This window comes from Streptomyces sp. CB00316, from assembly GCF_001905595.1.
GTDB lineage: Bacteria > Actinomycetota > Actinomycetes > Streptomycetales > Streptomycetaceae > Streptomyces.
The window spans coordinates 85,319-108,410 of the sequence record NZ_LIXI01000002.1; the positions used below are offsets into that span (position 1 = coordinate 85,319).

20 protein-coding genes and 1 pseudogene are annotated in these 23,092 nt (G+C 71.4%); 7 read left to right on the forward strand and 14 right to left on the reverse strand.

What is annotated here, in order from left to right:
- Positions 1-77: 77 nt before the first annotated feature.
- From AMK21_RS04515 to AMK21_RS04525, 3 genes and pseudogenes are all read right to left on the reverse strand, one after another.
- On the reverse strand, positions 78-587 hold the full coding sequence (locus AMK21_RS04515) for a SigE family RNA polymerase sigma factor (RefSeq protein ID WP_073874443.1): 510 nt from the start codon (positions 585-587) through the stop codon (positions 78-80).
- A 204-nt stretch (positions 588-791) separates the two neighbouring features.
- A pseudogene (locus AMK21_RS04520) lies at positions 792-1,647 on the reverse strand (carbohydrate-binding protein).
- 136 nt (positions 1,648-1,783) lie between these two features.
- Positions 1,784-3,163, reverse strand: coding sequence for a carbohydrate-binding protein (locus AMK21_RS04525; protein ID WP_073874445.1), 1,380 nt, complete (start codon positions 3,161-3,163; stop codon positions 1,784-1,786).
- Positions 3,164-3,403: 240 nt separating this feature from the next.
- Here AMK21_RS04525 and AMK21_RS04530 point away from each other — a divergent pair, with 240 nt between their 5' ends.
- From AMK21_RS04530 to AMK21_RS04545, 4 genes are all read left to right on the forward strand, one after another.
- Positions 3,404-4,093: a phosphotransferase gene (locus AMK21_RS04530; protein WP_073874447.1), complete on the forward strand. Its 690-nt coding sequence runs from the start codon at positions 3,404-3,406 to the stop codon at positions 4,091-4,093.
- Between the two features lie 225 nt (positions 4,094-4,318).
- Positions 4,319-5,263: an ABC transporter ATP-binding protein gene (locus AMK21_RS04535; RefSeq protein ID WP_073874450.1), complete on the forward strand. Its 945-nt coding sequence runs from the start codon at positions 4,319-4,321 to the stop codon at positions 5,261-5,263.
- Positions 5,260-6,234, forward strand: a complete 975-nt coding sequence (locus AMK21_RS04540) for an ABC transporter permease (RefSeq protein WP_073874452.1) — start codon at positions 5,260-5,262, stop codon at positions 6,232-6,234. The genes AMK21_RS04535 and AMK21_RS04540 overlap by 4 nt, the downstream gene beginning before the upstream one ends.
- A gap of 46 nt (positions 6,235-6,280) precedes the next feature.
- Positions 6,281-6,685, forward strand: coding sequence for a GntR family transcriptional regulator (locus AMK21_RS04545; RefSeq protein ID WP_079181069.1), 405 nt, complete (start codon positions 6,281-6,283; stop codon positions 6,683-6,685).
- Positions 6,686-6,719: 34 nt separating this feature from the next.
- Here AMK21_RS04545 and AMK21_RS04550 read toward each other — a convergent pair whose 3' ends face one another.
- The 5 genes from AMK21_RS04550 to AMK21_RS04570 form a co-directional block, all read right to left on the reverse strand.
- Positions 6,720-8,789, reverse strand: a complete 2,070-nt coding sequence (locus AMK21_RS04550) for a serine/threonine-protein kinase (RefSeq protein ID WP_073874455.1) — start codon at positions 8,787-8,789, stop codon at positions 6,720-6,722.
- A gap of 107 nt (positions 8,790-8,896) precedes the next feature.
- On the reverse strand, positions 8,897-9,316 hold the full coding sequence (locus AMK21_RS04555; protein WP_073875541.1) for a hypothetical protein: 420 nt from the start codon (positions 9,314-9,316) through the stop codon (positions 8,897-8,899).
- Between the two features lie 230 nt (positions 9,317-9,546).
- Positions 9,547-12,492, reverse strand: a complete 2,946-nt coding sequence (locus AMK21_RS04560) for a hypothetical protein (protein ID WP_073874457.1) — start codon at positions 12,490-12,492, stop codon at positions 9,547-9,549.
- A 2-nt stretch (positions 12,493-12,494) separates the two neighbouring features.
- Positions 12,495-14,342, reverse strand: a complete 1,848-nt coding sequence (locus tag AMK21_RS04565) for an HSP90 family protein (RefSeq protein WP_073874459.1) — start codon at positions 14,340-14,342, stop codon at positions 12,495-12,497.
- A 60-nt stretch (positions 14,343-14,402) separates the two neighbouring features.
- A complete protein-coding gene (locus AMK21_RS04570; protein WP_073874461.1) occupies positions 14,403-15,395 on the reverse strand; it encodes a hypothetical protein in 993 nt (330 codons plus the stop codon).
- 627 nt (positions 15,396-16,022) lie between these two features.
- Between AMK21_RS04570 and AMK21_RS04575 the strand changes: the two genes are divergently transcribed.
- On the forward strand, positions 16,023-16,382 hold the full coding sequence (locus AMK21_RS04575; RefSeq protein WP_073874463.1) for a hypothetical protein: 360 nt from the start codon (positions 16,023-16,025) through the stop codon (positions 16,380-16,382).
- Between the two features lie 104 nt (positions 16,383-16,486).
- Here the strand turns inward: AMK21_RS04575 and AMK21_RS04580 are convergent, their stop codons facing one another.
- The 6 genes from AMK21_RS04580 to trhA all read right to left on the reverse strand — a co-directional run bounded on the left by AMK21_RS04580 (position 16,487) and on the right by trhA (position 22,010).
- Positions 16,487-16,798 carry an SCO5918 family protein gene (locus tag AMK21_RS04580; protein WP_073874465.1) on the reverse strand — a complete coding sequence of 104 codons (312 nt, stop codon included), beginning with the start codon at positions 16,796-16,798 and terminating at the stop codon, positions 16,487-16,489.
- A gap of 56 nt (positions 16,799-16,854) precedes the next feature.
- Positions 16,855-17,259: a CBS domain-containing protein gene (locus AMK21_RS04585; RefSeq protein ID WP_073874467.1), complete on the reverse strand. Its 405-nt coding sequence runs from the start codon at positions 17,257-17,259 to the stop codon at positions 16,855-16,857.
- 46 nt (positions 17,260-17,305) lie between these two features.
- The gene (locus AMK21_RS04590; RefSeq protein WP_073874469.1) at positions 17,306-18,817 is read right to left on the reverse strand and encodes a DEAD/DEAH box helicase; all 1,512 of its coding nucleotides are present in this window, start codon (positions 18,815-18,817) and stop codon (positions 17,306-17,308) included.
- Positions 18,818-19,129: 312 nt separating this feature from the next.
- Positions 19,130-19,333: a cold-shock protein gene (locus AMK21_RS04595; RefSeq protein WP_056786685.1), complete on the reverse strand. Its 204-nt coding sequence runs from the start codon at positions 19,331-19,333 to the stop codon at positions 19,130-19,132.
- Positions 19,334-19,780: 447 nt separating this feature from the next.
- Positions 19,781-20,119 carry a MerR family transcriptional regulator gene (locus AMK21_RS04600; protein ID WP_073874471.1) on the reverse strand — a complete coding sequence of 113 codons (339 nt, stop codon included), beginning with the start codon at positions 20,117-20,119 and terminating at the stop codon, positions 19,781-19,783.
- Positions 20,120-21,377: 1,258 nt separating this feature from the next.
- Positions 21,378-22,010 (reverse strand): PAQR family membrane homeostasis protein TrhA, encoded by a 633-nt coding sequence (trhA, locus tag AMK21_RS04605; RefSeq protein ID WP_374194566.1) that lies wholly within the window; start codon positions 22,008-22,010, stop codon positions 21,378-21,380.
- Between trhA and AMK21_RS36590 the strand changes: the two genes are divergently transcribed.
- Both AMK21_RS36590 and AMK21_RS04610 read left to right on the forward strand, forming a co-directional pair.
- Positions 21,972-22,103: a hypothetical protein gene (locus AMK21_RS36590; RefSeq protein WP_267893901.1), complete on the forward strand. Its 132-nt coding sequence runs from the start codon at positions 21,972-21,974 to the stop codon at positions 22,101-22,103. The genes trhA and AMK21_RS36590 overlap by 39 nt on opposite strands.
- A gap of 293 nt (positions 22,104-22,396) precedes the next feature.
- Positions 22,397-22,951, forward strand: coding sequence for a hypothetical protein (locus AMK21_RS04610; protein ID WP_199863106.1), 555 nt, complete (start codon positions 22,397-22,399; stop codon positions 22,949-22,951).
- The last annotated feature ends 141 nt before the right edge of the window (positions 22,952-23,092 follow it).

Sequence of the window (23,092 nt, forward strand, 5' to 3'; positions counted from 1 at the left end):
CACGCGACTGGACACACGGCTGAATACGCGGCTGGGTGAATCGGCCTGGACGCGGGAGCGGCAACGCGGATGCCCGGTCAGCGAGCGGCGAACTCCGCGATGCTGCCGCCCAGCTGGGCACGGAGCCGCCCGAGGGCTCGCACGCAGCGGGTCCGTACGGCAGCGGGGCTGACCTGGAGCGCGACGGCGGTCTCCTCGATGCTCCGGTCCTCCCAGTACCTGAGGACCACCACCGCACGGTCCTTCGGTGCCAGTTGGGCGAGCGCCCGGAGCAGCGTCATCCGCAGCGCCGGATCGTCGGGGTCGGTCCGGCTCTCCTCGGGCAGCTCGGCCAGCGGGCGTTCCGAGGCGGAGCGGCGGCGCCGATGGGTCAGGAATATCCGGACGAGCACGGTCTGCGCGTACGCCGCCGGGTTGTCGATCCGCCTGGCCCGGCCCCAGTGGACGTACATCCGGCCCAGCGTCTCCTGCACCAGATCCTCGGCAAGGTGAACGTCACCGCTGGTCAGCAGGCAGGCCGAGCGGTACAGATGGCTCGCCCGCCCGGCAGCGAACTCCTTGAACTCCTCGGCACGCGATGTCCTCATGCCTTCCCCCGTCCATCGTCTTCCGACCTCCGTTCCGCCCCTTCATCTGATCGACGCGCCAGGTCCGGGCAAATGTTTCACCCGGCCGGCGACGAGTTCCCCGGCCCCATGGATCACGGGAGACCGCACGCGAAGCGCCCCGTTCACGCGCCGGACGGCGTGAACGGGGCGCGGGGCGGTGGTGCGCCTGCGCGGCTGCTGTGTCTACCCGCGTTCCCACAGCGCGGGGACGTTCGGCGGCTCCCAGCCCGTCATGGACCGGTGTGCCTGCCGGCAGCGGTAGGCGACCCCGCCGTAGGTGACGCGGTCTCCCGCGCTGTAGGAGGTTCCGGGTACCCAGGTGCCACCCGGCGGATCGGTCGGCGGATCGCTCGGGCCCGGTGTCTGGGCGACGTCCAGCACGAAGTCGAAGGTGCCCTGGCGCCCGTTGCCGACGCTGCGGACGTTCATCAGCAGCTCCGGGTCGAACAGGGCGTCGGTGTTGTTGCGCGGCTCCCCCGGGAAGTAGAGCTGCGTGGTGAGGATGCGGCCCCCGGGCGCCTGCGCCTTCACATGGATGTGGCGGGTGCGCCCCGGGTAGAGGCCCGGGGCGATCGTGGTGAGGCTGAACGCCCCGTCGGCACCGGTGAACTGGTGCCCCCGGAAGGCGTACTGGGCCATGTCGTAGGACCCGTTGGTGTCGGCCTGCCAGAAGTCCAGCAGGGCACCGGAGATGGGCCGGCAGGCCCGCCCGAAGACGTAGCCGCTCACGGTGAGCGGTACGCCCGGGGTGCCGGACGTCACCAGGCTGGTGCGCCGCGGGGAGTTGGGCTTGAAGTACGGCCCCTCCATCTGCGGCGGTGTCGTATCGTCGCCGTCGTCGCACTGCGGGGGTGGGTGCCAGGAGAGCACCCCCGTCCGATGAGGCGGCGTCCCGGGCGAGGGCGACGCCTCCTCCGGCGAGCAGAGGAGCCGCGCTCGCGACGATCGCGGCCTTCAGGAGGCCTTTGCGGCTGATGCGCCGCGGATGGCCCGACGCATCGTCAGACGCCTGCGGATCATGAGGGGTTGTGTTGTCCATCTGTGGGGTCATGACAATCTCCTCGAAGTCCTCGGTGCGGGGAGGCGGAGAGGTTCAGGAGGTTCGGTGACGCCGGTGGCCGATGGAGCAGGGCCCGCGGGACAGGCCCGCGGGCCACGGGCGGTCGGGGCGGCGGTCAGATGCGCTGCCAGAGGGCCGGGACGGCCGCCGGGGTCCAGCCGGCCTGGGCCGTGTGTCCCTGGAGGCAGCGGTAGGTCGCTCCGCCGTACGTCACGGTGGCGCCGACGGCGTAGGTCGTGCCCGCTGCCCAGGTGCCGCCCGGCTGGTCGGTGGGCGGCGGGGTGGTGGGCGGGGTGGTCGGGTTGCCGCCGCCGCTGGTGACGAGCGTCAGCCCGTACGCCTGCAGGGCCGGGAGGAGCGGCTGGAAGTACGTCGTACCGCCGGAGGAGCAGTTGCCGGAGCCGCCGGAGGTGACGCCCTGCGCCTGGCTGCCGGAGATGTACGCGCCGCCGGAGTCGCCCGGTTCGGCGCAGACGCTGGTGCGGGTCACACCGGAGATGGTGCCCTCCGGGTAGGTGACGCTGGTGTTGAGCTGCTGGATCGTGCCGCAGTGCCAGCCGGTGGTGGAACCGGACCGGCAGACCGAGGCGCCGACGACGGACGGGGTGGAGCCGGCGACGGTCACATCGCCGCGCCCGTAGCCGTTGACCAGGGGCTTCGGCACCCAGTTGGCGTTGGTGGCGACCCAGGCGTAGTCACGACCGGGGAAGGTCGAGCCCTGGAAGGTGCCCTGGGCCTGCTGGTTGACGCCGTTGGTGGCGGTGCCGGTCCGGCCGCAGTGGCCGGCGGTGACGAAGCCGTTCTGGGTGCCGCCGCGCGTCACGGAGAAGCCGACGGAACAACGGCCGCCGCCGCCCATGTAGTACGCGTCGCCGCCGCGGATGTCCGCGAGGGGGCGGGGCTGCTCCGTGGAGCGGGCGACGGTGACCAGTTGGTCGCTGACCCCGGCGGCCTTGACGAACGCCTGGCCGGCCGAGGTGCTCGCGGCGTTCACGACGACCCGGTTGGCCTCGACGTCGACGTACCAGACGGGCACGTTCTTCGGGGCCTTGCTCAGCGCCGCCTTGTCGAGGGCGTCCTTGACCGCTTCGAGGCGGTCCAGGCTGTGGCCGACGACCTCGGCCCTGGCGCCCGCCTTCGTGATGAGGGCGGCCTCGGAGGCGTCGGTCGTGGAGACGGTGAGGTCCGCCTTGTCCCCGCTGACCCGGGCCCCGGCGAAGCTGGTGCCGAGGGACTTCTCCAGACCGGCGGCGATGGCGGCGGCACGGTACTCGCCCGCTATCCGGGACGTGGCGGCGTCCGCGTCGAGCCCGAGGTCGCGTTCCATGGCGGCCAGCAGGCCGGGCGAGAGGCTGTCGGCGGAGACGGCCGGGGCGGTGGTTCCCGACGGGCCGGCGGACGCCACTCCGGCCAGTCCCGCGATTGCGAGCGCGCCCACGGCCACCGTGGCGGTTGCGGTGGCGAGCACGCGTCTGCGGAGCTTGGTGTTCTCCACGTAACTCTCCTTGTTTCAGGGGGGTGTCCCGGCCCGGTGGGGGGTTGGTCCGGACCAAGGAATTGCCGACACCGTAGCCGCGCGCGGACCGGGCACAGGAGATCCCGTTCACCCCCTCCTCCCGCGTTATGGGGACCTCCCGCGCCAGGGTGGCTTTGGCGGCACCGCCTCCCCGCGGGGAGCCGCCCGAAGCCGCCCGGCGTCTCCCCTTCGCCGGTACGCCCGGGTAGGTTCGGCCCCATGCACACAGGGCAACTTCTGGGCTCGGGACGCACCGCCGACGTGTACGAACTCGACGGCTCCTGGGTCCTTCGCCGCTACCGCGACCGCTCCGACACCACGGAGGAACTGGCCGTGATGTCGTACGTCCGCGCCTTCGGGTACCCGGTGCCGCGCATCGGCCCGCCCGCCGACGGGGCCCGCCCCACGGATCTGGTGCTCCAGCGGCTGACCGGCCCGACGATGTCCGAGGCCCTGCTGGCGGGGGCCCTGGGCGCCGCCGAGGGGGGCGTGCTGCTGGCCCGGCTGCTGCGCGAACTGCATGCGATCCCGCCCCGCGTCTCGGCCGATCCGCAGGACTGCGTCCTCCACCTCGACCTGCACCCGGAGAACGTGATGCTCACGGACCGGGGTCCAGTGGTGATCGACTGGTCTACCGCCACGGAGGGTCCGCCCGCCCTCGACCGGGCGATGTCGGCGCTGACCCTGGCCCGGGTGGCGCTCGCCCCGGAGTTCCCGGCGCCCGAGGCCGGGGCCCGTACGCTGCTGACGGCGCTCCTCGCGGAGCTGGCCGGCGACGGCGGCACCGACGCCGCCGACCTGGCCCGCGCCCGGGCCCGCCAGCGGGAGAACCTGTTCCTGACGGCACCCGAACGCGGCTGCCTGGACGCGGCGGTGAAGATGGTGCTGGGCTGCGCGCCCTCGTCGTAGGGGGAATCACTCGCGCGTCCCCGCCAGGTTCCCGGCGGCGGCCCCCGCACCGATCACCGACCCGACGGTCACCCGCGGCCACGCCCCTCGACCGCGGCGAGCGGCAGCACCTGCGCGGCTGAGAAGCCCCCTCCCCGTGCGCACGCGCATCGGCGTGCGCTTGACAGGCATTCCCTCAGAACACCATGATTCCATTAATTGACTAATGGAATCGAGGCGAGGCGCGTGGCAGACACGAGCACTCCGAACGCAACCGCGGGCAGCTGGGCCCTTGAGGCCCGCGGACTGGGCAAGCGCTACTTCCGCGGCTGGGCGCTGCGCGACTGCTCCTTCCGCATTCCGGCCGGACGCATCTGCGGACTGGTCGGGCCCAACGGCGCCGGGAAGAGCACCCTGCTGGGACTGGCGACGCGTCAGGTGCAGCCGACCACGGGGGAGTTGCGGATCTTCGGCGTTCCCGTCGACGACCCCGCCGTGATGCCGCGATTCGCCTTCCTCGGCCAGGACAAGCCGCTGTTCAAGCGGTTCACCGTGGCCGACACCCTGCGGATGGGCGCCGAGCTCAACCCCGGCTGGGACGCGGCTGCGGCCGAGCGGATCGTGCGCTCCGGCAACGTGCCGACGCACGCCCGGATCGGCACGCTCTCCGGCGGCCAGCGCACCCGCGTCGCCTTCGCCCTCGCCTTCGGCAAGCGCCCCGACCTGCTGCTCCTCGACGAGCCGATGTCGGACCTCGACCCGCTGGCCCGCGACGAGATGAGCACGCTGCTGATGGCGGAGGCCGTCGAGCGCGGGACCACGGTGGTGATGTCCTCCCACATGCTGACCGAGCTGGAGGACATGTGCGACTACCTCCTGGTCGTCGCGGAGGGCCGGATCCGGATGGCCGGGGACGCCGACGCGCTCGTACCCGCCCACACCCTGGTGACGGGCGTGGCCCGGGAGGGCTCCCTGCCGACCGAGCTCGACCGGCACACCGTGGTCGAATCCCGCGTCCAGGGACGGCAGTTCCAGGCGATGATCCGGCCGAAGGGACCGCTGTCCGCCGACTGGGAGAGCGTCGAACCCTCCCTGGAGGAAGTCCTGCTCGCCCATCTCCGCTCACCGGACGCACCCTCGCTCTACACCCAGGGCGCCCGCGTCGACGCCGAAGGGACCCAGGCCGCATGAGCACCCCCACCCTGACCGAGACCCCCGCCGGACTCCGGCCCCGGCGCCGCCTGCTGCGCGGCCTGCCCTGGCTCGTCGTACGCCAGCACCGCACCGCGCTGGCCTGTGTCCTCGGCCTCGCCGTGCTCGGCACGCTCTGGATCGTGTACCAGCGGCACGAGATGGTCCAGCTCCTCGAAGCGGGCGGCTGGCCGGAGAAGGACGTCCGGTACGCGGTCGACGACAGCCGGAGTTACAGCTACGTCTCCTCCCTCCTCTCGGGCCTCCCGTTGATCCTCGCCGTCTTCATCGGCGCCCCGCTCATCGCGGGCGACCGGGAGAACGGCACCGCGCAGCTGGTCACCACCCAGTCCGTGACCCGCCGTCAGTGGCTGATCGCCAAGCTGGGCCTCGCCTACACCCTGGCCCTGGTCATCGGTCTGATGCTCTCGGCCGCGTTCACCTGGTGGTGGGAGCCGCACCGCTCCTTCTTCCTCAGCGAGTGGGTCGAGGGCCCGATCTTCGACAACACCGGACCGGTCCTGCCCGCGCTCCTCCTCTTCGTGACCGCCGCCGGTATCACGATCGGCGTCCTGGTGCGCCGCGTGCTGCCCGCCATGGTCGTCACGTTCCTCTTCACCGCCGTCACCCAGTTCGTCTGGGACGAGGTCCGGGTCCGTCTCGGCTCCACCCAGATGTTCACGTACCCGAAGGGCACCGAGCTCCCGGCCCGCTTCGACGAGGCGTACGAGGTGGACCGCTGGGTCGGCAACGCGCAGGGGGAGCTCTTCGGCTGGGGCACCTGCGCCGAGGCCACCGAGAAGGCGCAGAACGCGTGCGTCGAGGAGCACGGCATCATCAACGACGTCATCGAGTACCTCGACTACGACCAGATGGCGGCCATGCAGTGGACCGCGGCAGGCATCCTGCTCGCCGGGACGGCATTCCTCACGGGGTTCGTCCTGTGGCGGGTCTCGCGCCGCCCGCTGTAGGGGCCGTGCGCGTCCCCTACGTAAAGTGTCGGCAATCGAGCGGAAGGTGAAGTCCGTGGTCGTGTTCCGCATCGACCGGCGCAGCGGGGTGGCGACGTACCTCCAGATCGTGCGCCAGGTCGAACAGGCGCTGCGCATGGGAGCACTGGAGGAGGGCGACCGGCTGCCCACCGCGGCCCAGGTCGCCGCCACGACCAAGGTCAACCCGAACACCACGCTCAAGGCCTACCGCGAGCTGGAGCGCGCGGGTCTGGCCGAGGTGCGCCAGGGAGCGGGCACGTTCATCACCCGTTCCCTCGCCCAGCCCCAGTCCGGCCCCGGCTCGCCGCTCCGCGCGGCCCTGGCCGAGTGGATGGACCAGGCCCGGGCGGAGGGGCTGACGGGCCAGGACGTCACAGCCCTGTTCCGCGCGGCGTTCGAGACCGCGTACCCGGGCGAGGCGCAGGGCTGAGGCGCCCGGGCCCCGCGGCCCTCTCCGGGCGGTGTCAGGCCCGGTTGTAGCGGTAGCCGCTGCCGTGGGCGGGGCCGACGTCGTGCAGGATGCCGGACCCGTCGACGGCGAAGAACGAGGGGTCGGTGTCCCGGCACATCCCGGTGGAACGTGCCTTGTCCACCGTGGCGGTACCCACGTTGATCCGGTTCCCACCGTTCGTCACGGACGAGAGCGCCGCCGCGTACTCGCAGTGCCCCGAACCCTGTACGTCCGCGACGAGCGTCACCGCGACCTGTCCCGGGGACACGCGCCGGATGACCACGGTGTGGGGCTGGAGGACGTCGTACTGCGACGCGATCGACCAGGTCCCGACGAAGTGCTGCGGCACCCGGTTGTCCGGGGCCGGGGGGTCGGGGTCCGGGGCGGGCGGCTCCGGCGCGGTTCCGGAGCCGGAGCCGGAGCTGGAGCTGGATCCGGAGCTGGACCCCGGACCGGACGCGCCGTTGTCGGACGAGCCGGAGCCGGGCTGGGTACCGCCGCCGCTGGCGCTGGACGAGGAGGACCCTGAGCCGACCGAGCCGCCTGATCCGGAGCCACTGCCCCCGGGGACGGCGGTTCCGCCGGAGCCGGAGGCCTCACCCGCGCCTGCGTCGCCGCCCTTGCCCTTCTCCTGCTCTTGGCCCTTGCCGTCCTTGCCCTTGTCCTTCGCCTTCTCCTCGTTCCCGCCCTCGCCCGTGGGGCCTGCGGAGGCCGGGGCGGAGGGGCCGTCGCCGGTTCCGGAGGGCGCGGCCGCGTCGCTGTCTCGGGCGTCCGTGCGGGCGCCGAAGCCGTGCTGGAGAAAGGCGACGGTGGAGCCGGTGGCCAGCACGGCGAGGACCGCGGCCGCCACGACCCAGGTACGCCGACGACGGCGCGGGGCCCTTCCGCCGGGCTCCTCCGCCGAGACGACCAGGGCGGGCGGGGGCGCGGCTCCCGGAGCGGGGGTCGGTTCCGGTGCGGGAGCGGGGTCAGGTGCGGGAGCGGGCGCCTCCTCCTGTGCCGGTGCCGCTTCCGGTGCCGGTGCCGCCTCCGGTGCCGCTTCAGCCTCCGTCACGGGTACGCGTACGGGCCCCGGTTCAGCCCCCGGTACGGGCACAGCCTCAGCCACCTTCGGCACATCCGCGTCCAGCAGCACCGCCGCCTGCCGGGCCAGCCGGGCCAGGAGCCGCGGCGGCAGCCACGCCCCGCCGCGCAGGGCGGCGCCCGGGCCCTCAGACGAACCGGCACCCGCCAACAGCGCTTCCACGCCCGGTCTTTCGGCGGGCTTCTTGGTCAGGCAGCGCGCGATCAGCTCGTGCAAAGCGGCGTCCCCCACCTGGCTGAGGTCCGGCGCGGACTCGACGATGCGGTACATCACGGCGTGCTGGTTGCTCGCCCCGTTCCCGAACGGCAGCTGCCCCGTGGCCGCGTACATCAGGACGCAGCCGAGCGCGAAGACGTCCGCCCCCGTACCGGTCTCCTCGCCGAGGATCTGCTCGGGCGCCATGAAACCGGGCGAGCCGATGACCATGCCGGTGCTCGTCAGCAGCGACTCGGCCGAGACCTGGAGCGCGCGGGCGATGCCGAAGTCGATGACGCGGGGGCCGTCGACGGTGAGCAGGACGTTGGACGGCTTCAGGTCCCGGTGCACGATTCCGGCGGCGTGGATGCCGCGCAGCGCCCGCAACAGCCCCTCGGCCAGGGCGTGTACGGATTCGGCGGGGAGCGGGCCGTGTTCCCGTACGGCCTGTTCGAGGGAGGGTCCCGGCACATAGCCGGTGGCCACCCACGGATGGTCGGCATCGGCGTCGGCGTCCAGCACCGGGGCGGTGTAGCGGCCGCCGACGCGGCGGGCGGCATCGATCTCGCGGCGGAAGCGGGCCCGGAACTCCCGGTTGGAGATATGTTCCTCGTGGACGACCTTCACCGCGACCGTACGGCCCCCCGCCGAACGGGCCAGATAGACCCGGCCCATGCCGCCCGCCCCCAGCCGGCCGAGCAGCGGATAGGGCCCGATCCGTTCCGGATCACCGGCCACGAGGGGGCGTATGCCCTCCATGGCGGTGTAGCGCTCGCCGTCGTGCTGTTCCCTGCCGCCGCTCATGCTGACCCGATCCCCCGATGGCCCGTACCCCTGCGGTCGCCCGCGCTCGGCTCAGGATAGAAGCCCTGTCTGCAAGGCAGAGTGGCCGGGGCCGTCGGCGGCACGGCTCAACTGGCGCTCTGAGGGCCCGCGTTCCAGGCGCAGCCCACCGGGACCGGCTCCCCGCCGCGCGGGGCGCACCAGCTCACCCGTCCCCAGTCACCAGCCTGTTGGCCGAGGTTCACCGACACGTTCCACGGGCGGCCGGAGAGCCCCCGTCCGACCGCCTTCACACACGCCTCCTGGACCCTGAAGATCCAGGCGAACTCGCTTCTGCGCCGGGCCTCGGGCAGGTACGGCCGACCGCTCGGGTGAGCGGCGACCGGCCCAACCCTCAGGTCCTTGCCGATCTCCCGCAGCAGGGCGCGCAGCAGCGTCCGCGAAGCGGCGTACTCCTCCGCACGCCACGGCGGCAACCGCGATGCCGCCGCCCGGTCCCTCACGGCGACGGGCAGCGCGTCCAGCACCTCCTCACTCCGGCCGACCACGTAGTGCACGCCTTCAGCAGCCGTACGCCATCGAAGTGGTACGGGTCCGACGGGTCCGACGGTGTTCAGAGCCGGTCCGGCGGTGTTCAGAGCCGGTCCGGCACCCGGCGCGGTTCCCGGATCGGGCGGGCCATCAGGAGCGCGGAAGCGGTGAGGAGCCGGAGACCGAACGCACCTTGCCCGCCTGCCGGACACACCGCCCCCGCCCCGCGCCCCTCAGCCCTCGCCCCTCACCCCTCGTCGCGCAACTGGGCCGCCAGGGAGGCCAGCGGCTCGCACTCCTCCAGACGGCCGAGCGCCGTCAGCCGGGCGACCGCCGCGTCGAGCCGGACGAGCGCGGGCGCGGGGCGTTCCAGGTAGATCCCCTCCACCGCACCCGAGAGACGGACGCACTCCGCCCACTCGCCCGCGCTGCCCTCCTCCGGCTCCGGCTCACCCAGCAGGGCCAGCGCCTCCTCCAGGGCGGTGAGGGCGTCCTCGTACGCGCCGACATAGGCATGGACCCGCCCGTGCTCGTAGGCCAGGGCGGTCTCCAGGGAGCGCCCCTCGGGCTGGAACCCGGCGGCACGGGCCGCGTCCGCGACCCGCCCGGCCTCGGCCAGATGGGCGAGGGCGCCGGCCAGGCCGTCGGGGCCCTGCCGCTGGGCCCGGAGGCGGGCGAGCTCCCGCAGGCAGTTGCTGACCAACTCGTAGCGCGGGGACAGGGTATGGGCGGCGAGCGCCCGTTCCGCGACCTCACCGGCCCGGTCGAACTCGCCCGCCTCACCGAGGATCATCGCCGTCTCCGCCGCGATCATGGCGTGGCTCCCCGGATCGTCGTCCCAGCCGGCCGACTCGGCCGCGAGGGCGACGAACTCCGCCGTGGCGGCCTTGAGATCGTCGCCCGCGTGCAGCGCCCGGGCACGTACGAGACGCAGCTGGGCGACCAGTCGGTCATCCAACTCACCTCCTTTGACGTCCGGTTCGGCGAGCAGCGAGTCGAGCAGTGCGATGCAGTCCTCGACGCGGCCGAGGTCGAGGCTGAGCTGGGCGGCGTTGCTGTACGTGCAGAACGCGTCCATCCGCTTGCCGTCCCGCAGATCCGCCTCCGCCGACCGGGTCAGATGGGTCAGCGCCTCGTCGGGGCGGCCGAGGTGCATGCACGCCTGGGCCAGATCACCGTGCAGACGCGAGGTGTCGACCGCGTCGGCCGGCCACGCGGCGGCCAGGCGCAGCCCTTCCGCCAGGTCCGCGTGCGCGGCGGCCGCGTCGCGGAGGCCGAGCTGCAGCCGGCCGCGCAGGCCGAGCGCGCGCGGCAGGTGCCAGGCCGGACCGTGCGACGCCAGCCGGTCGCGGAGGGCGTCGATCTCGGCGACCGCCGCCGGCAGGTCGCCGGAGAGCGCGTACGTGCCGGCCCGCAGCAGCATCGCGCCGGAGACCTGCGTGGTGAGGCCGTGCCGGGTGGCGAACTCCTGGAGCAGATCCGCCTCGGCGAAGACGACGGCGGCGTGCGCCTGATCCCCCGTCGTCTGCAGGCGCACGCCGAGCGCGGACGCCCGCAGCCTCAGCAGGCGCCCCTCGATGTACGGGGCGAGGCCGGGTGCCTCCTCCTGCAGCCGGACCACAGCGGCATGGGCGTCGGCCAGGACGGCGGCCTTCACCTCGACCTCGTCCTCACCCTCCTCCCCGGGGGCCTCGGCGGCGGCGAGCAGGGCGCAGGCCCGGCCCAGCACCACCTCATCCGGCACTCCGGCGTCCTCGTACAGCCCGGCGGCCTCCTCGTGGAGATCGACGGCGGAGGCGTGATCGCCGCGCTCGGCCGCCCGGTACGCCTCGTCGCGCAGCAGGTCCGCGCACAGCCGGCCGTACGGGCCGACGGCCGGGTCCTCGGGGTGGGTGTAGTCGCGGGCGGCGACGAGCGTACGCAGCCGCGCCCAGCAGGCCCGCGCGTCCGGATGCCCCTCCTCCTCCAACGCCCTCGCCCGGCAGATGAGTTCGGGCAGATCCTCGGGCACGGCAGCGGCCGTACGCGAGACGGACGCGGCAACCGGTGCATCGCCCGGGGCCAGGTCGTCCAGACCGCGGGTGCGCAGGGCCAGTTGCAGCGCGTCCAGGAGCGGGGCGCGGTCGAGGCGGTCCTTGCGGCGGCCGGAGTGGGCCGTCGTTCCGTTACGGGTGTCGAAGCGGGCGGCCAGGCCCTCGCCCCGGCCCCGTACCTCGGCGCACAGCCCCGCCACGGTCCAGGCACGGCCCGCGTACCCGGCCACGGGCAGTTCACCGTGGCCGAGGCCCTCGACGCGGCTCAGCAGCACCTCGACACCGGTCAGGAAGTCGAGCTGGTCCAGTGGCGAATCCACCTCGTCGAACAGGTTCCGGTTCTCCGCGAGCAGTTCGAGCCCACGCGCCTCGTTGCCGGTCAGGGCACAGAACTCCAGGTGCCGGCCGACCTCTCCGGCCATCGAAGGATTGCGCCGGCAGGCGCGGTACCCGGCGAGGTGCAGCTCCCGGGCCCGATCGGCGTGGCCGGTGCGCAGCAGGGGCAGCAGCGCGTACGAGACCGAGCGGGCAGGCTCCTCCTGGCAGGACTCCTTCCCGGCCAGGACCGGCGCCCAGACCTCCAGCGCGCGCTCGTCGTCGCCCGCGGCGATGCGGTACAGGGCACGCTCGCAGATCTCGCAGGCCTCGCAGTCGCTGTGCGGGGTCCGGCGGCGGCCCGCCCAGAGCTCGTAGGCGAGGGTGGTGTCCTCACCCACGTGGACGGCGAGCTGGTAGGCCTGCCCGTAGTAGGGCTGGAGGCCCAGGCCCTCCTTCTCGTACCGGTCACGCATCTCGGTCAGCCACTGGCGCAGGCTGGACAGCGGTATCTCGGGCAGCGCGCGCAGGGCGTTGGCCACCCACTTGAACCGCCAGAACAGCTGGTGGCGCAGGCGCTCGTCGAAGGCCTCGGGCTGCTCGTCGAAGAGGGCGAGCAGGCGGGCGAAGACGACGGGCGACTTCCGGGGGTCGGAACCGTAGGTGTATGCCTCCTGGAGTTCGAGGAGGGCGTGGATGAGCGGGACGGGCTCGGCGAACCGCTCGGCGGCGTCGACGAGTTCCTCGGCGGTGACGGTCCGGGTGCGGCCGTAGGGGAGCCGGTGGTTCTCCCGGAGCGCGTGGAACAGCTCGTCGGTGCTCCGGGGGTGAGGTGCGGTAGGCATCGTCAGCTGTCCTTGCGGAGGGCGTGGGCGAGAAGATCGAGGAAGGAGCGGTTGATCAGGCTCGACTCGGCGGGCCGGAGCGGGCGCCGGGAGAGCAGCGCGGCCTGCCCGTAGAGGGCCTCGGCACTGGTACGGGCCAGCTCGGGCTCGTCGATGGCCACGGCGGTGCGCACCAGCGGGTTGAGCTGGTTGAGGATCAGCTGGGCCCGCGGGGCCTCCTGGCGCAGCGCGCCGAGGATGTCGCCCCACAGGCCGCCCTCCTGCTCGCGGGCGAGCTGGGAGCGGGTGCGCTCGTGCCGGGCCTCGCGGCTGTCGACGAGCAGGGCGGGCGCTGATGCGGGATGGAACGTACGCAGCGCGACATCGCAGTCGAAGACGGCCAGCGCGTCGCGGGCCAGGGCGAGGTAGGCCGACGCGGCCAGTTCGGTCTCACGGTCGACGGGGTCGAGGTGGGCGGTGAGGGTGGCCGGATCGAGGTCGGCGACGCTCGCCTCGGGCCTGATCTCGGGCAGCCGGTGGACCAGTTCGCGGTCGTAGGTGTAGCCGCCGTTGACCACGCCGAGCCCGGCGGCCGAGGCGATCGCCGAGACCTGCCGGAACTCCTCCACGCTCGATGTCACGAGCACCGTGCGGTGGGTGCGCGCGAACTCGTCGAGGGTGGTGTGGCCGTCGGTGGTCTCGAACGGCAGCCAGGGCAACAGCAGCCGCAGGATCTCGTCGTCGTGCACGGCGAGCGACTTCACGGCAAGGTGATGGGCTTGCAGGAACCGGCCGAGCAGATCCGGATCGCTGGCAGCGGCCCGGGCGATCCACGCGCGCAGCCGCTCGGCGAGGGCGTCGCGGACGGCCGCGAGCGTGTCGTCCTCGTACAGCGACTCGCGGGACGCGGTCGGGCGCAGGCTCTCGGCGTCGATGACGCAGCGGACGAAGAAGGCCCACTCCGGCAGGATCTCGTCGGCCTGCTCGGAGAGCAGCATGCCCTTGACGTGCACCCGATGGCCGTGACGCCGCCCGGCGGGCACCGCCTCGGGCAGCACGCAGGCGATGCCCTTCAGCCCGACGGCCGGCAGGTCGAGCTCGATGGTGTCCAGCGGGGCGAACCCGAAGACCTCCTCGCCGTACGCGGCCAGCGCACGGGACCGGGAGCCCGGGGTGGGGAACGTACGCGCCCAGGGCGCGGGTTCGGGATTGACAAAGACAGCCGAGGCCCCCGCCGTACCGTCGCTGAAGGTCACCGGATGGCGCAGCAGGGACCCGAAGTGCCGCCCCAGCGCGTACACCTGCGCGGGCCGGGTCCACTCCCCCGTATCGCTGCGCGGCGTGAGCGTGACGGTGGTCCCGGGCCGGGGCCGGGCGGAGGCGGGCAGGGTCCGGACGCTGTAGCTGCCATCCCCGTGGCCGCGCCACTCCACGGCGGGTGCGTCGGGGGTCCGGGCGGAGCGGCTGAGCACGTGGATCTCGTCCGCCACGAGGAAGCACGACAGCAGCCCGATCCCGAACTGCCCGATGAAGTCACCGCGTTGCTCGGCGATCCCGTCGGCGCGCTTGCTGCTGCGCCCGATCGTGGCGAGGAAGGTGTGTACGTCCGCCTCGCTGAGCCCGACGCCGTCGTCCTCGACGCGGACCACGGACCCGTCGGCGAACAGCCGGATGCCGAAGGCGTCGGCGGGCGCGTCCGGTTCGAGGCCTCGCCGGGCGGTCAGGGCGTCGACCGCGTTCTGGAGGAGTTCGCGCAGATAGACGCGCGGGCTGGAGTAGAGGTGATGGGAGAGGAGATCGACGAGGCCGCGCAGATCCACCTGGAAGGCGCGGTCGGCGCCGTCCGGGGACACGGGAAGAGGGAGAGTCATCGGACCGTCCAGGGAAGAGAGCCGCCGAGCGGCATACGGAGAGGAGCCGGAACTCGCCGCTCAGGCGCGGTTGTGGCGGTGCCGATGGGCGAACTGCCCTTCGGGATCGTCGAAGTAGGTCCAGGGCCAGCCGGTGTAGGCGCCGTCGAGCTCGCGGAAGACACGCCGGACCGTGTGGCGCTCGTCGGCGATCGACAGGGCCATGGCGAACATGCTGAAGTCGTGCTGCCACCCAGGACGCCGCACGTAGGCGGGGTGGAGGATGCTGTGGTCGGCCGCGTCGCGCAGCTCCGCCCGGATCTCGTCGGATCCGAGGCGGTCCTCGTCGTCCGACTCGACCCACTCCTCGATGGAGGCCATGGCGATCACACAGCCGAGCGGATGCCCCTGCGGAGCCCGCCCCAGCGCATCCCGGGCGAACGCCAGCGCCTCACCCGGCTCGCCGCCCCACCGGGGCTGCAACTGTGACACCCAGTCGATGTGGACCTCCAGGTCCAGCGGATCACGGCGCAGCGCGGCGTCGAACCGGGCCCGGTTGACGTCCTCCCCCAAGGACAGCCCCCGCCCGGAGGTGAGGAGCCGCCGCCACGGGGTCACCCACCCGGGCTCCAGCTCGGCGGCTGCCAGAAGCTGCTCCTCGGCAAGGGCGAGCCGCTCCTTGAAGACCCGCCACTGCTGCTGGGTGACATCGGCGGCCCGCGCGGAGGTGCGCGCCTCCCACCCCCAGCTGACATGCCGCGCCCCGGATATCACCAGGGCGGCCGCCCGCTGCTCGGCGTCCTCCTCGACGGCCTGCCCGATCCACTCCTCCACCCCGTCCACCTCGGCCAGCTCAGCGAGCACGCGATGGTCCCGCCCGATGTCGAAGGACCCGAGCGCGGCCTTGACGCCCTCCCAGTCCCCGGCGTCGGCCGCCTCGACCAACGTGAGCACCCGCCGGTCCCCCAGCGCCCGGAGCGTGTGGGTCCCGTTCCTCCGCTGACGCGATGCGGGCAGAGCGTACGGATCCTCCGCCGGTCTCTCCCCGCCCCTGCCGAACAATTTGCCGAGCATGCCGCGCCCTCCCCAGGTCCCGCGTGATCTTCGGGTGCAGCATAAGGGGGTCCTGGGACACTGTTCTCCCAGGGTAATCACCAATGCTTCAGGCGTACGGATTTACCTTCCCACCCCGCACGAGCCGCTCCTTCGCCCCGCCCTCACGGCCCCGGCGGAGCATCGGCCGAAGGCTGGATCAACCGGAGCATCTCCTCCACGACCGACGCCTGCCGCGCCCTGCGCGGTGTCGGCGTCGCGCAGCAGCCGCACCACCACACGCGCGGGCAGCGCGGGGTGCCGGGAAGCCGCGCTACGTACGTACTCGTGCGGATCGTCCAGCGGCCGCACCGCCGACGTGGGGCGTCAGCCGGGAATCCGTCGCGGCCCGGTACCGTACGTCCGCGTCGCTGTCCCGGCCGAACTCATCCCCGCAACGGAGCATGCGCCGAGCGCAAAGACCGACTCGACACGGAGGTAAGCCGACTCGTCTCCCCATCGGAGCAGGCGGCCGCAGGCAGGAGAAGTGCGGGCTGCCGTGCCGCTCACAGGCGGTTCAGCGCTTCCAGCAACAGGGCCTCAGTGCTGTCCTGCCCGGAGCGGCAGCGCGGGAAAGACTGCCCATGTTCGACGAATATAATCGGCCTCATGTCGAAGCATGACGCGCTGCTTGTTGACGTTGCCGCCCTGGTGGAGTCCGGGCGCAGCAATCAGATGCCCCTGACCGTGGTCGCCGGTGGTGCTGTCATCACGGGCCGGCTGGCACCCGAAGCCGTCTGGAGGCAGCGAGTGTCGGAGGTCCTTGCTGACTCGGCCCGCCTGAGCGACTTTTCCGCCACGTTCACCACCGATGAACCCGAAGAAGGGCCGCCCACGCATCTGCACTTCCACGTGGCGCGGATTCTGCAGGGCACGGTGGGGATCCCGGAGACAGGCGGGATGTACCGGGTCGCGATCGAGGACGTCAGCGCCTGGACGATGGGCGACTTCAGCTACTCCGACCACTGACCCGCTGCCTCGCTGGGGCGCCTCGATACGCGGTGAGGGTCCGGCCGGAGTGCTCCGGCCGGACCCTCACCCATGCTTGCCGACAGCTCGCGTCTGCCCGTCTGTCAGGCGGCCACAGGGGCGCCGAGCAGCGCGGATGCCTGCTGCACCGGGTTGAGAACGCGGGTGGGCGCGGGGACCGGGGCCAGGTCGCGGCAGGTGAAGCCGAGCTGGGTCATGGCCCGCAGGACTTCGCCGGCGCTGAAGTCGCGGCGGTCCTGACGTGTGATGACCTGTCCGACCTGCTTGACGGGGTAGGTGCGTCGGCCGATGATCACCGATTCGCCGGAGGCGTGCTCGGGCTTGATGCCCTTCATCGATTCCAGGACGCCGCTCCTGGTCAGGTCGAACGGGAATCGGGCGATGACACAGCGCATGATGCCTCACAGGGAGAGAAGCGAAAAGGGAGTGGTCCTGCCGGGGTGGGGACGGCTCAGCGGGCGAGGGCGAGTACGCCCAGGGCACTGCCGTGCTCGTCGACCACGGGCAGGGCGTCGACGTGGCTGTAGCGCATCGTGCGCCCGGCTTCGGCCATGGTGGTCACGGGCGAGGCGAACGGTCCTCGGTCGCCGAGGATGTCCCGCAGCTGGACCCTGTCCGAGTACGCCGAGCTCTCACGGACTGCTGCGAGGCGGGCGCGAGTGACCAGTCCGATGCAGAGACCGATGTCGTCGCAGACCAGCAGATGCCCGGTATGAGCACTGGCCATGACGGACAGGGCCACCTCGACGGTCATGTCGTCGCATACCTGCGGCCCGGCGGTGTCCATGACGTCGGCCACCGTCCTGCCCACGGCTGTGGCCTCGGTCGAGCGGGGCTGCATCTGGACCAGCGTCAAAAGGTGCCTCCTGCACAGGTGAGTCAGCTTCCGGATCACGAAGTTCTCAGGCCGCCGCGTCGAAGGCGGACTGATGTGCGCTCACGCGCCGGGCCGCGGAGGCGGGGCTGCGTCGGCCTCTCGAGGACGCGCTGCGCTGACGCCGCGCGGCCACCGGCGCGGTGATCGTCACGGGAATGCCTGAGGGGGCCTGGGCGCCGGTGATTCGGCCGAGTGCATCTTCCCCGGAGCGGATCTGGGTGGTCTGGGGCACGATGCCGGCGGCGGTCATGAGGCGGGTCATGTCGCGGCGCTGGTTGGGGGTGACCAGGGTGACGACGCTGCCGGACTCCCCCGCCCGCGCGGTCCGGCCGCCGCGGTGGAGGTAGTCCTTGTGGTCGGTCGGCGGGTCGACGTTGACGACGAGGTCGAGGTTGTCGACGTGGATACCGCGGGCGGCGACGTTCGTGGCCACGAGCACGGTGACGTGCCCGGTCTTGAACTGGGTCAGGGTCCGGGTGCGCTGGGACTGCGCCTTCCCGCCGTGCAGAGCCGCCGCCCGCACACCGCTGGCCAGCAGGTGGTCGGTGAGCTTGTCCACGGCCCGCTTGGTGTCCAGGAACATGATGACCCTGCCTTCGCGCGCAGCGATCTCGGTCGTCGCCCGGTGCTTGTCGGTGCCGTGGACGTGCAGGACGTGGTGCTCCATCGTGGTGACCGCACCGGCGGAGGGGTCGACGGAGTGGACGACCGGGTCGCTGAGGTAGCGGCGGACCAGGCGGTCGACGTTGCGGTCCAGGGTGGCGGAGAACAGCATCCGCTGCCCTTCGGGGCGGACCTGGTCCAGAAGTTCGGTGACCTGGGGCATGAAGCCCATGTCGGCCATCTGGTCAGCCTCGTCCAGCACGGTGATCGCGACCTGGTCAAGCCTGCAGTCACCGCGGTCGATGAGGTCCTTGAGCCGACCCGGCGTCGCCACGACGACCTCGGCGCCACCGCGCAGCGCGTTGGCCTGCCTGCCGATCGACATTCCGCCGACCACGGTGGCCAGCCGCAGCTTGACCGAGCGGGCATAGGGCGTGAGAGCGTCGGTCACCTGCTGGGCCAGCTCACGCGTCGGCACGAGGACCAGGGCGAGCGGCTGTCGGGGCTCGGCGCGCCGTCCGGCGGTGCGGGCCAGCAGGGCCAGGCCAAAGGCAAGTGTCTTGCCGGAGCCGGTGCGCCCCCGGCCGAGTGCGTCGCGGCCCGCGAGAGTGTTGGGCAGGGTCGCACCCTGGATCGGGAACGGAACGCTCACGCCCTGGGCGGTCAGCGCCGCCAGCAGCTCCCCCGGCATGTCGAGGTCGGCGAACACCTCGACCGCGGGAAGCGCGGGAGTGACCGTGACCGGCAGAGCGAACTCGCCCTGGACCGCTACGGGTCGCCGCCCATGGCCACCCGAGCGGCCCGAACCGCCGGAACGGGCCGGGGCAGCCGAGCGGGGCGGGGTGGTCGAGTTGAAGCGGCTGCCGCCACGGCCGGATTCGACGGTACGGCTGCGTGCGCGGGAAGAGCGGTTGTTCGTACGTGTGGGGTTCATTCAGAACCTTCCTTGATACGGCACGCATCAAGGAATTCCCGCAGCGGAAGAACAGCGCAAGGAATCACAAGAACGGGCCGAGCGAAATACAATGAGGCCGGTGGTTTATCCCGGATCGGGATGCAGGCCATGGAATGAGTGACGCCATAGGGGCGAGGAATCCCGCCCCACCGGCGAGAGGGACCCCGAAGGAGTGGAAGCGGCTCTGCGGGCGAAGGTTCTGCCGCAGACGGCACCCGCCCGGGAGGATGCCCGTAGCTGGGTCCCGCACCCCGAAGGATGCGGGACCCAGCTACGAAGTGCGCGTCAGCGTCAGGCGGGAACGATGTTCTCGGCCGTCGGGCCCTTCTGGCTCGGTGCGATGTCGAAGGTGACCTTCTGGCCTTCAAGGAGCTCGCGGAAGCCCTGGGCGGCTATGTTCGAGAAGTGGGCGAACACGTCAGCGCCGCCACCGTCCTGCTCGATGAAGCCGAAACCCTTGGCCGCGTTGAACCACTTCACAGTGCCTGACGCCATGTGACATCTCCTTCAGGGGGCAGGTACGCCGAGACCCGTGAGGTACGGATCCCGCGTCGCCGCGATGATGCCCCGACCGGAGAAAACCGGAAATACAATGAAGCTTCCGCTGGTCGAAAATACCCACGCAGAAGCCTGAAGTTCTGGGAACCACAACTGCAACCGAGATCGACAGTAGCATGCCGTAATGATCTGCGTACGGTGAATAACTCCACTCTGCTTGCCGCCGCAATAACACTCTCGGCACGGCGCGTTAAACCCTCACGCCGTGGCCATAGATATTGGCCCACTCTGAGCGCAGCGTTGCAGAAAGGACGCTCGCCCTTCACAGCGCGAGGATGCCGACCACGCGAAGCAGGTCAGCGCGTCGCCGCCGGACGAAGGGCCAGGGAAGGCGCACCTGGTAGAGCGGCGGCATCTGCCGGACTTCCACCGGCCGCGACGGGCTCAGGCGGCGGGTGGCGCGCTGGGCGGCTTGGTGTCTCGGTGGTGTTCGGCGTTGACGCGCTGGGCTTCCTCGAGTTGGTCTTCGAGGATGACGATGCGGCAGGCAGCCTCGATCGGGGTGCCGGCGTCGACGAGCTCGCGGGCGCGGGCGGCGATGCGGAGCTGGTAGCGGGAGTAACGGCGGTGGCCACCCGCGGAGCGCAGTGGGGTGATGAGACGGGCCTCGCCTATGGCGCGAAGGAATCCCTGTGTGGTGTTGAGCATCTCGGCGGCCCGTCCCATGGTGTAGGCGGGGTAGTCGTCGTCGTCGAGGCGGCCGAACGAGTCGTCTGCTGTCATCTGTGCCTTCCCGTGGAGCACGCGTCGGAGGGGCCCGGGTGCCATGTGGCACCCGGGCCCCGAAGGAACTGCTACACCATCAGCCGGCCTTGATCGGCTACGCCGGCTCTGTGTTTCCGCATACCTGCCGGGAAGAGGTCCGGGGGCTGCGGGGATCGCGGTTGCTTGACCGGAGACCACCTCACTATCGATGTCCTGCGGTACCCGGGCCCAAAACGTTCACCCGGGCGATCCTGATGGTGCTCAACTCCTCCGTTCTTCCCTCTGGACGAACTACTTCCCTACTCCTGGTGGCCTCTCTCAGCGCCACTCCGACAGCCAGCCCCGTCGCCCGTCCTGCATCTGCTCTGGCTTGGAACCCCACTGCCGAACCTCCCGACACGCGCGCCGCAGCCTGACGCCATTTGCCGAGGAACCACTGGTACTGCGGACTGCACTTACCACTGCGGCACTGCTCTCGGCAGCCCCTGAAGACCGCGGGCCACCCGGTCCGGTCGCCAGCCCCGTCGCCATCCTGCAACAACCCCGGCTTCGGAACTCCGCCACCGCACCGACCTGCACACTGCAACTACTGAGTACTGCTGCCTGGCAGTTCATCTCTGCCGGGCTCTGCTTTCCTTCTTGGCTACGAGAGAAACCATAACCACCCTGCACGCCAATGTCTACCTCAGCCGGAATAGTTTTTCAGATGCCAGTCGGAAAGACTCCCTGCCCGAGCCACTGACGGTGCACGTGCGGGCCGTCCCGGCCGAGCCCCATTGCACCCTGACCAGGAGCCCTACCCGAGCAGCCAGCCTCTCCGACTGCGCCGCCGATCCGACGGACACGCTTCACCGTCGGGGGCGCATCCGGGTGGAGCTCGGCAGACCAGGGCACGACACTCCGACAGACAGGCCCCCGGCGCTGGTGACAGGACGGGATCCGATGGGCACGAGGAGCGCGATGCCTCTCCTGCCCCCACGGGAGTTCACGAAGCACTCGTCCCAACGATCCCAGCAGGAGCTGTCGACACGGCGGTCCTGGTCGTCTCGGAGCTCGCCACCAAGGCACAGCGCCAGGCGTCGGCACCTGGACCTGGTCACCTGCTAGGACAACCGCTCGGTGGCCGTCCACGACAACAGCCCGCGCCCCCTCGCATGCGGGCCCTGGAGCTGACAGACCGTCAGTACCTCCCCGCCCGGTTCGACGGCGCCCGAGCACGCTTCTTGACGCATCACGGTTGGTTGCGCCCTGGGCCCCCGCCGAGGGCGGCGACCGGTCAGGATGCGGCCAGGAGGATGGCGATGTAGTGCGCGGTGAACGCTGCCACGGTGAGCGCGTGGAAGACCTCGTGGAATCCGAACCAGCGAGGTGAGGGGTCGGGTCGCTGGATTGCGTACACGACCGCGCCCGCGCTGTAGAGAAGACCGCCGACCACGATCAGTGTGAGTACGGCTGCTCCTCCGGTGTGCAGGAAGTCGGCCAGGTACCACACAGGCGCCCACCCCAGAGCCAGGTAGCACGGGGTGTACAGCCAGCGTGGCGCTCCGACCCACAGGACCCGGAACGCGATGCCGGCCGACGCGCCGACCCACACGGTCCACAGCAGCACGGGCCTATCGCTCGGCGGCAGAAGCAACACGGCCAGGGGGGTGCAGGTACCAGCGATGATCAGGAAGATGTTGGCATGGTCGAGACGTCGTAGGAGAGCCTCCCCCAACGGCCCCCAGGTACCACGGTGGTAGACGGCACTCGTTGCGAACAGCAGCCAGGCAGTGACGGCGTACACGGCGCAGGCCCAGGCCGCCTGCGGCGTGCGAGCCAGCCAGATGAGCGCGACGCCCGCAATCAATGATGCGGGGACCATCCCCGCATGCAGCCAGCCACGCAGCCTCGGCTTGACCGGCTCCACCAGGTCGACAGCCTGCGTTACCAGAGCAGCGACCAGATGAGCACTTCTCGCTCCATCGACACCCTGTGCTTCGCCGCGCTCTCCACGCCCTGAGCCGACGTGGACGCCTCCGGCTCCAGCTGCTTCGCGGGACATGGCCTCCCGACCTTCACCGGACTCATCGGCGTCACTGGCAATCATGCGCTCATGCTAGAAGAGCCCACACGAAAGCCTTCAAGAGGTCCGGGAGAAGGGGCTCGTCGTCGATGCGGGACCGACGCCGCCAGACGAACCCCCGCGATTCGACGTCGGTTGGGCCTTCCGGAGCCGAGTAGACCGACCGGCTGTGGGGAACGATCAGGGCTTCCGAACCGGCATCTCCGCTCGCCCACCCGCAAGGAGCGACCATGCTTCCTGAAGTTCACCCCCACCTGTCCACCCCTCTGACCGATCAGTTGCAACATCAGCTGGGCCCCGCTTCGGAAACCAGCCAGCTCGACGTGGAGCGCGTCGCGGGCATCGCAGTCGTCGCAGCTGCCCACTCCGGTGGCTACGCGGCAATCGGCCATCTCCTCGGACTGCTGGCCGCGCTCCCCGCCCCCACCGAGGCAGGGGAACGCTTCTGGTCGGACCTGTGGAGGACTTCAGGCACCGCCTACCTACTGCCCGCCACTATCAAGGCCGGTGTACTCGAATCACTGACAGGCGAGGGAACCACCCTGGCCCGACAGATCCTCTCGGCCGTCGACGAGATGACCCCGCCCCAACGCCTCGCAGCCGGAGAGGTGATCGGCCAAGCCCTCATCGAGTCCGACCACCTGCCCGACCTCAAGACACAGGTCATCGGCGAACTATGGCTCCGCGATCTCGAACTCACCGCGTGGCACGTGCTGCACGCCGACCGCAGGTCGGACGATCCTGTTGGGCGGAAAGCCTTCCTCAAAGCTTGGTCGAACGTCTGAGAACAGGCTCGCGCTGGGCTCGGCAACGGCGCGTCTGCGGCGGACGGCCGCCGCCGGCTCGGGTTCGTACAGCTGGGTCGTGAGTGAGGTGCCGTAACCCTGCGGCACACCACGAGGCGCTTCCCCTTGAAGCGCTTGGCC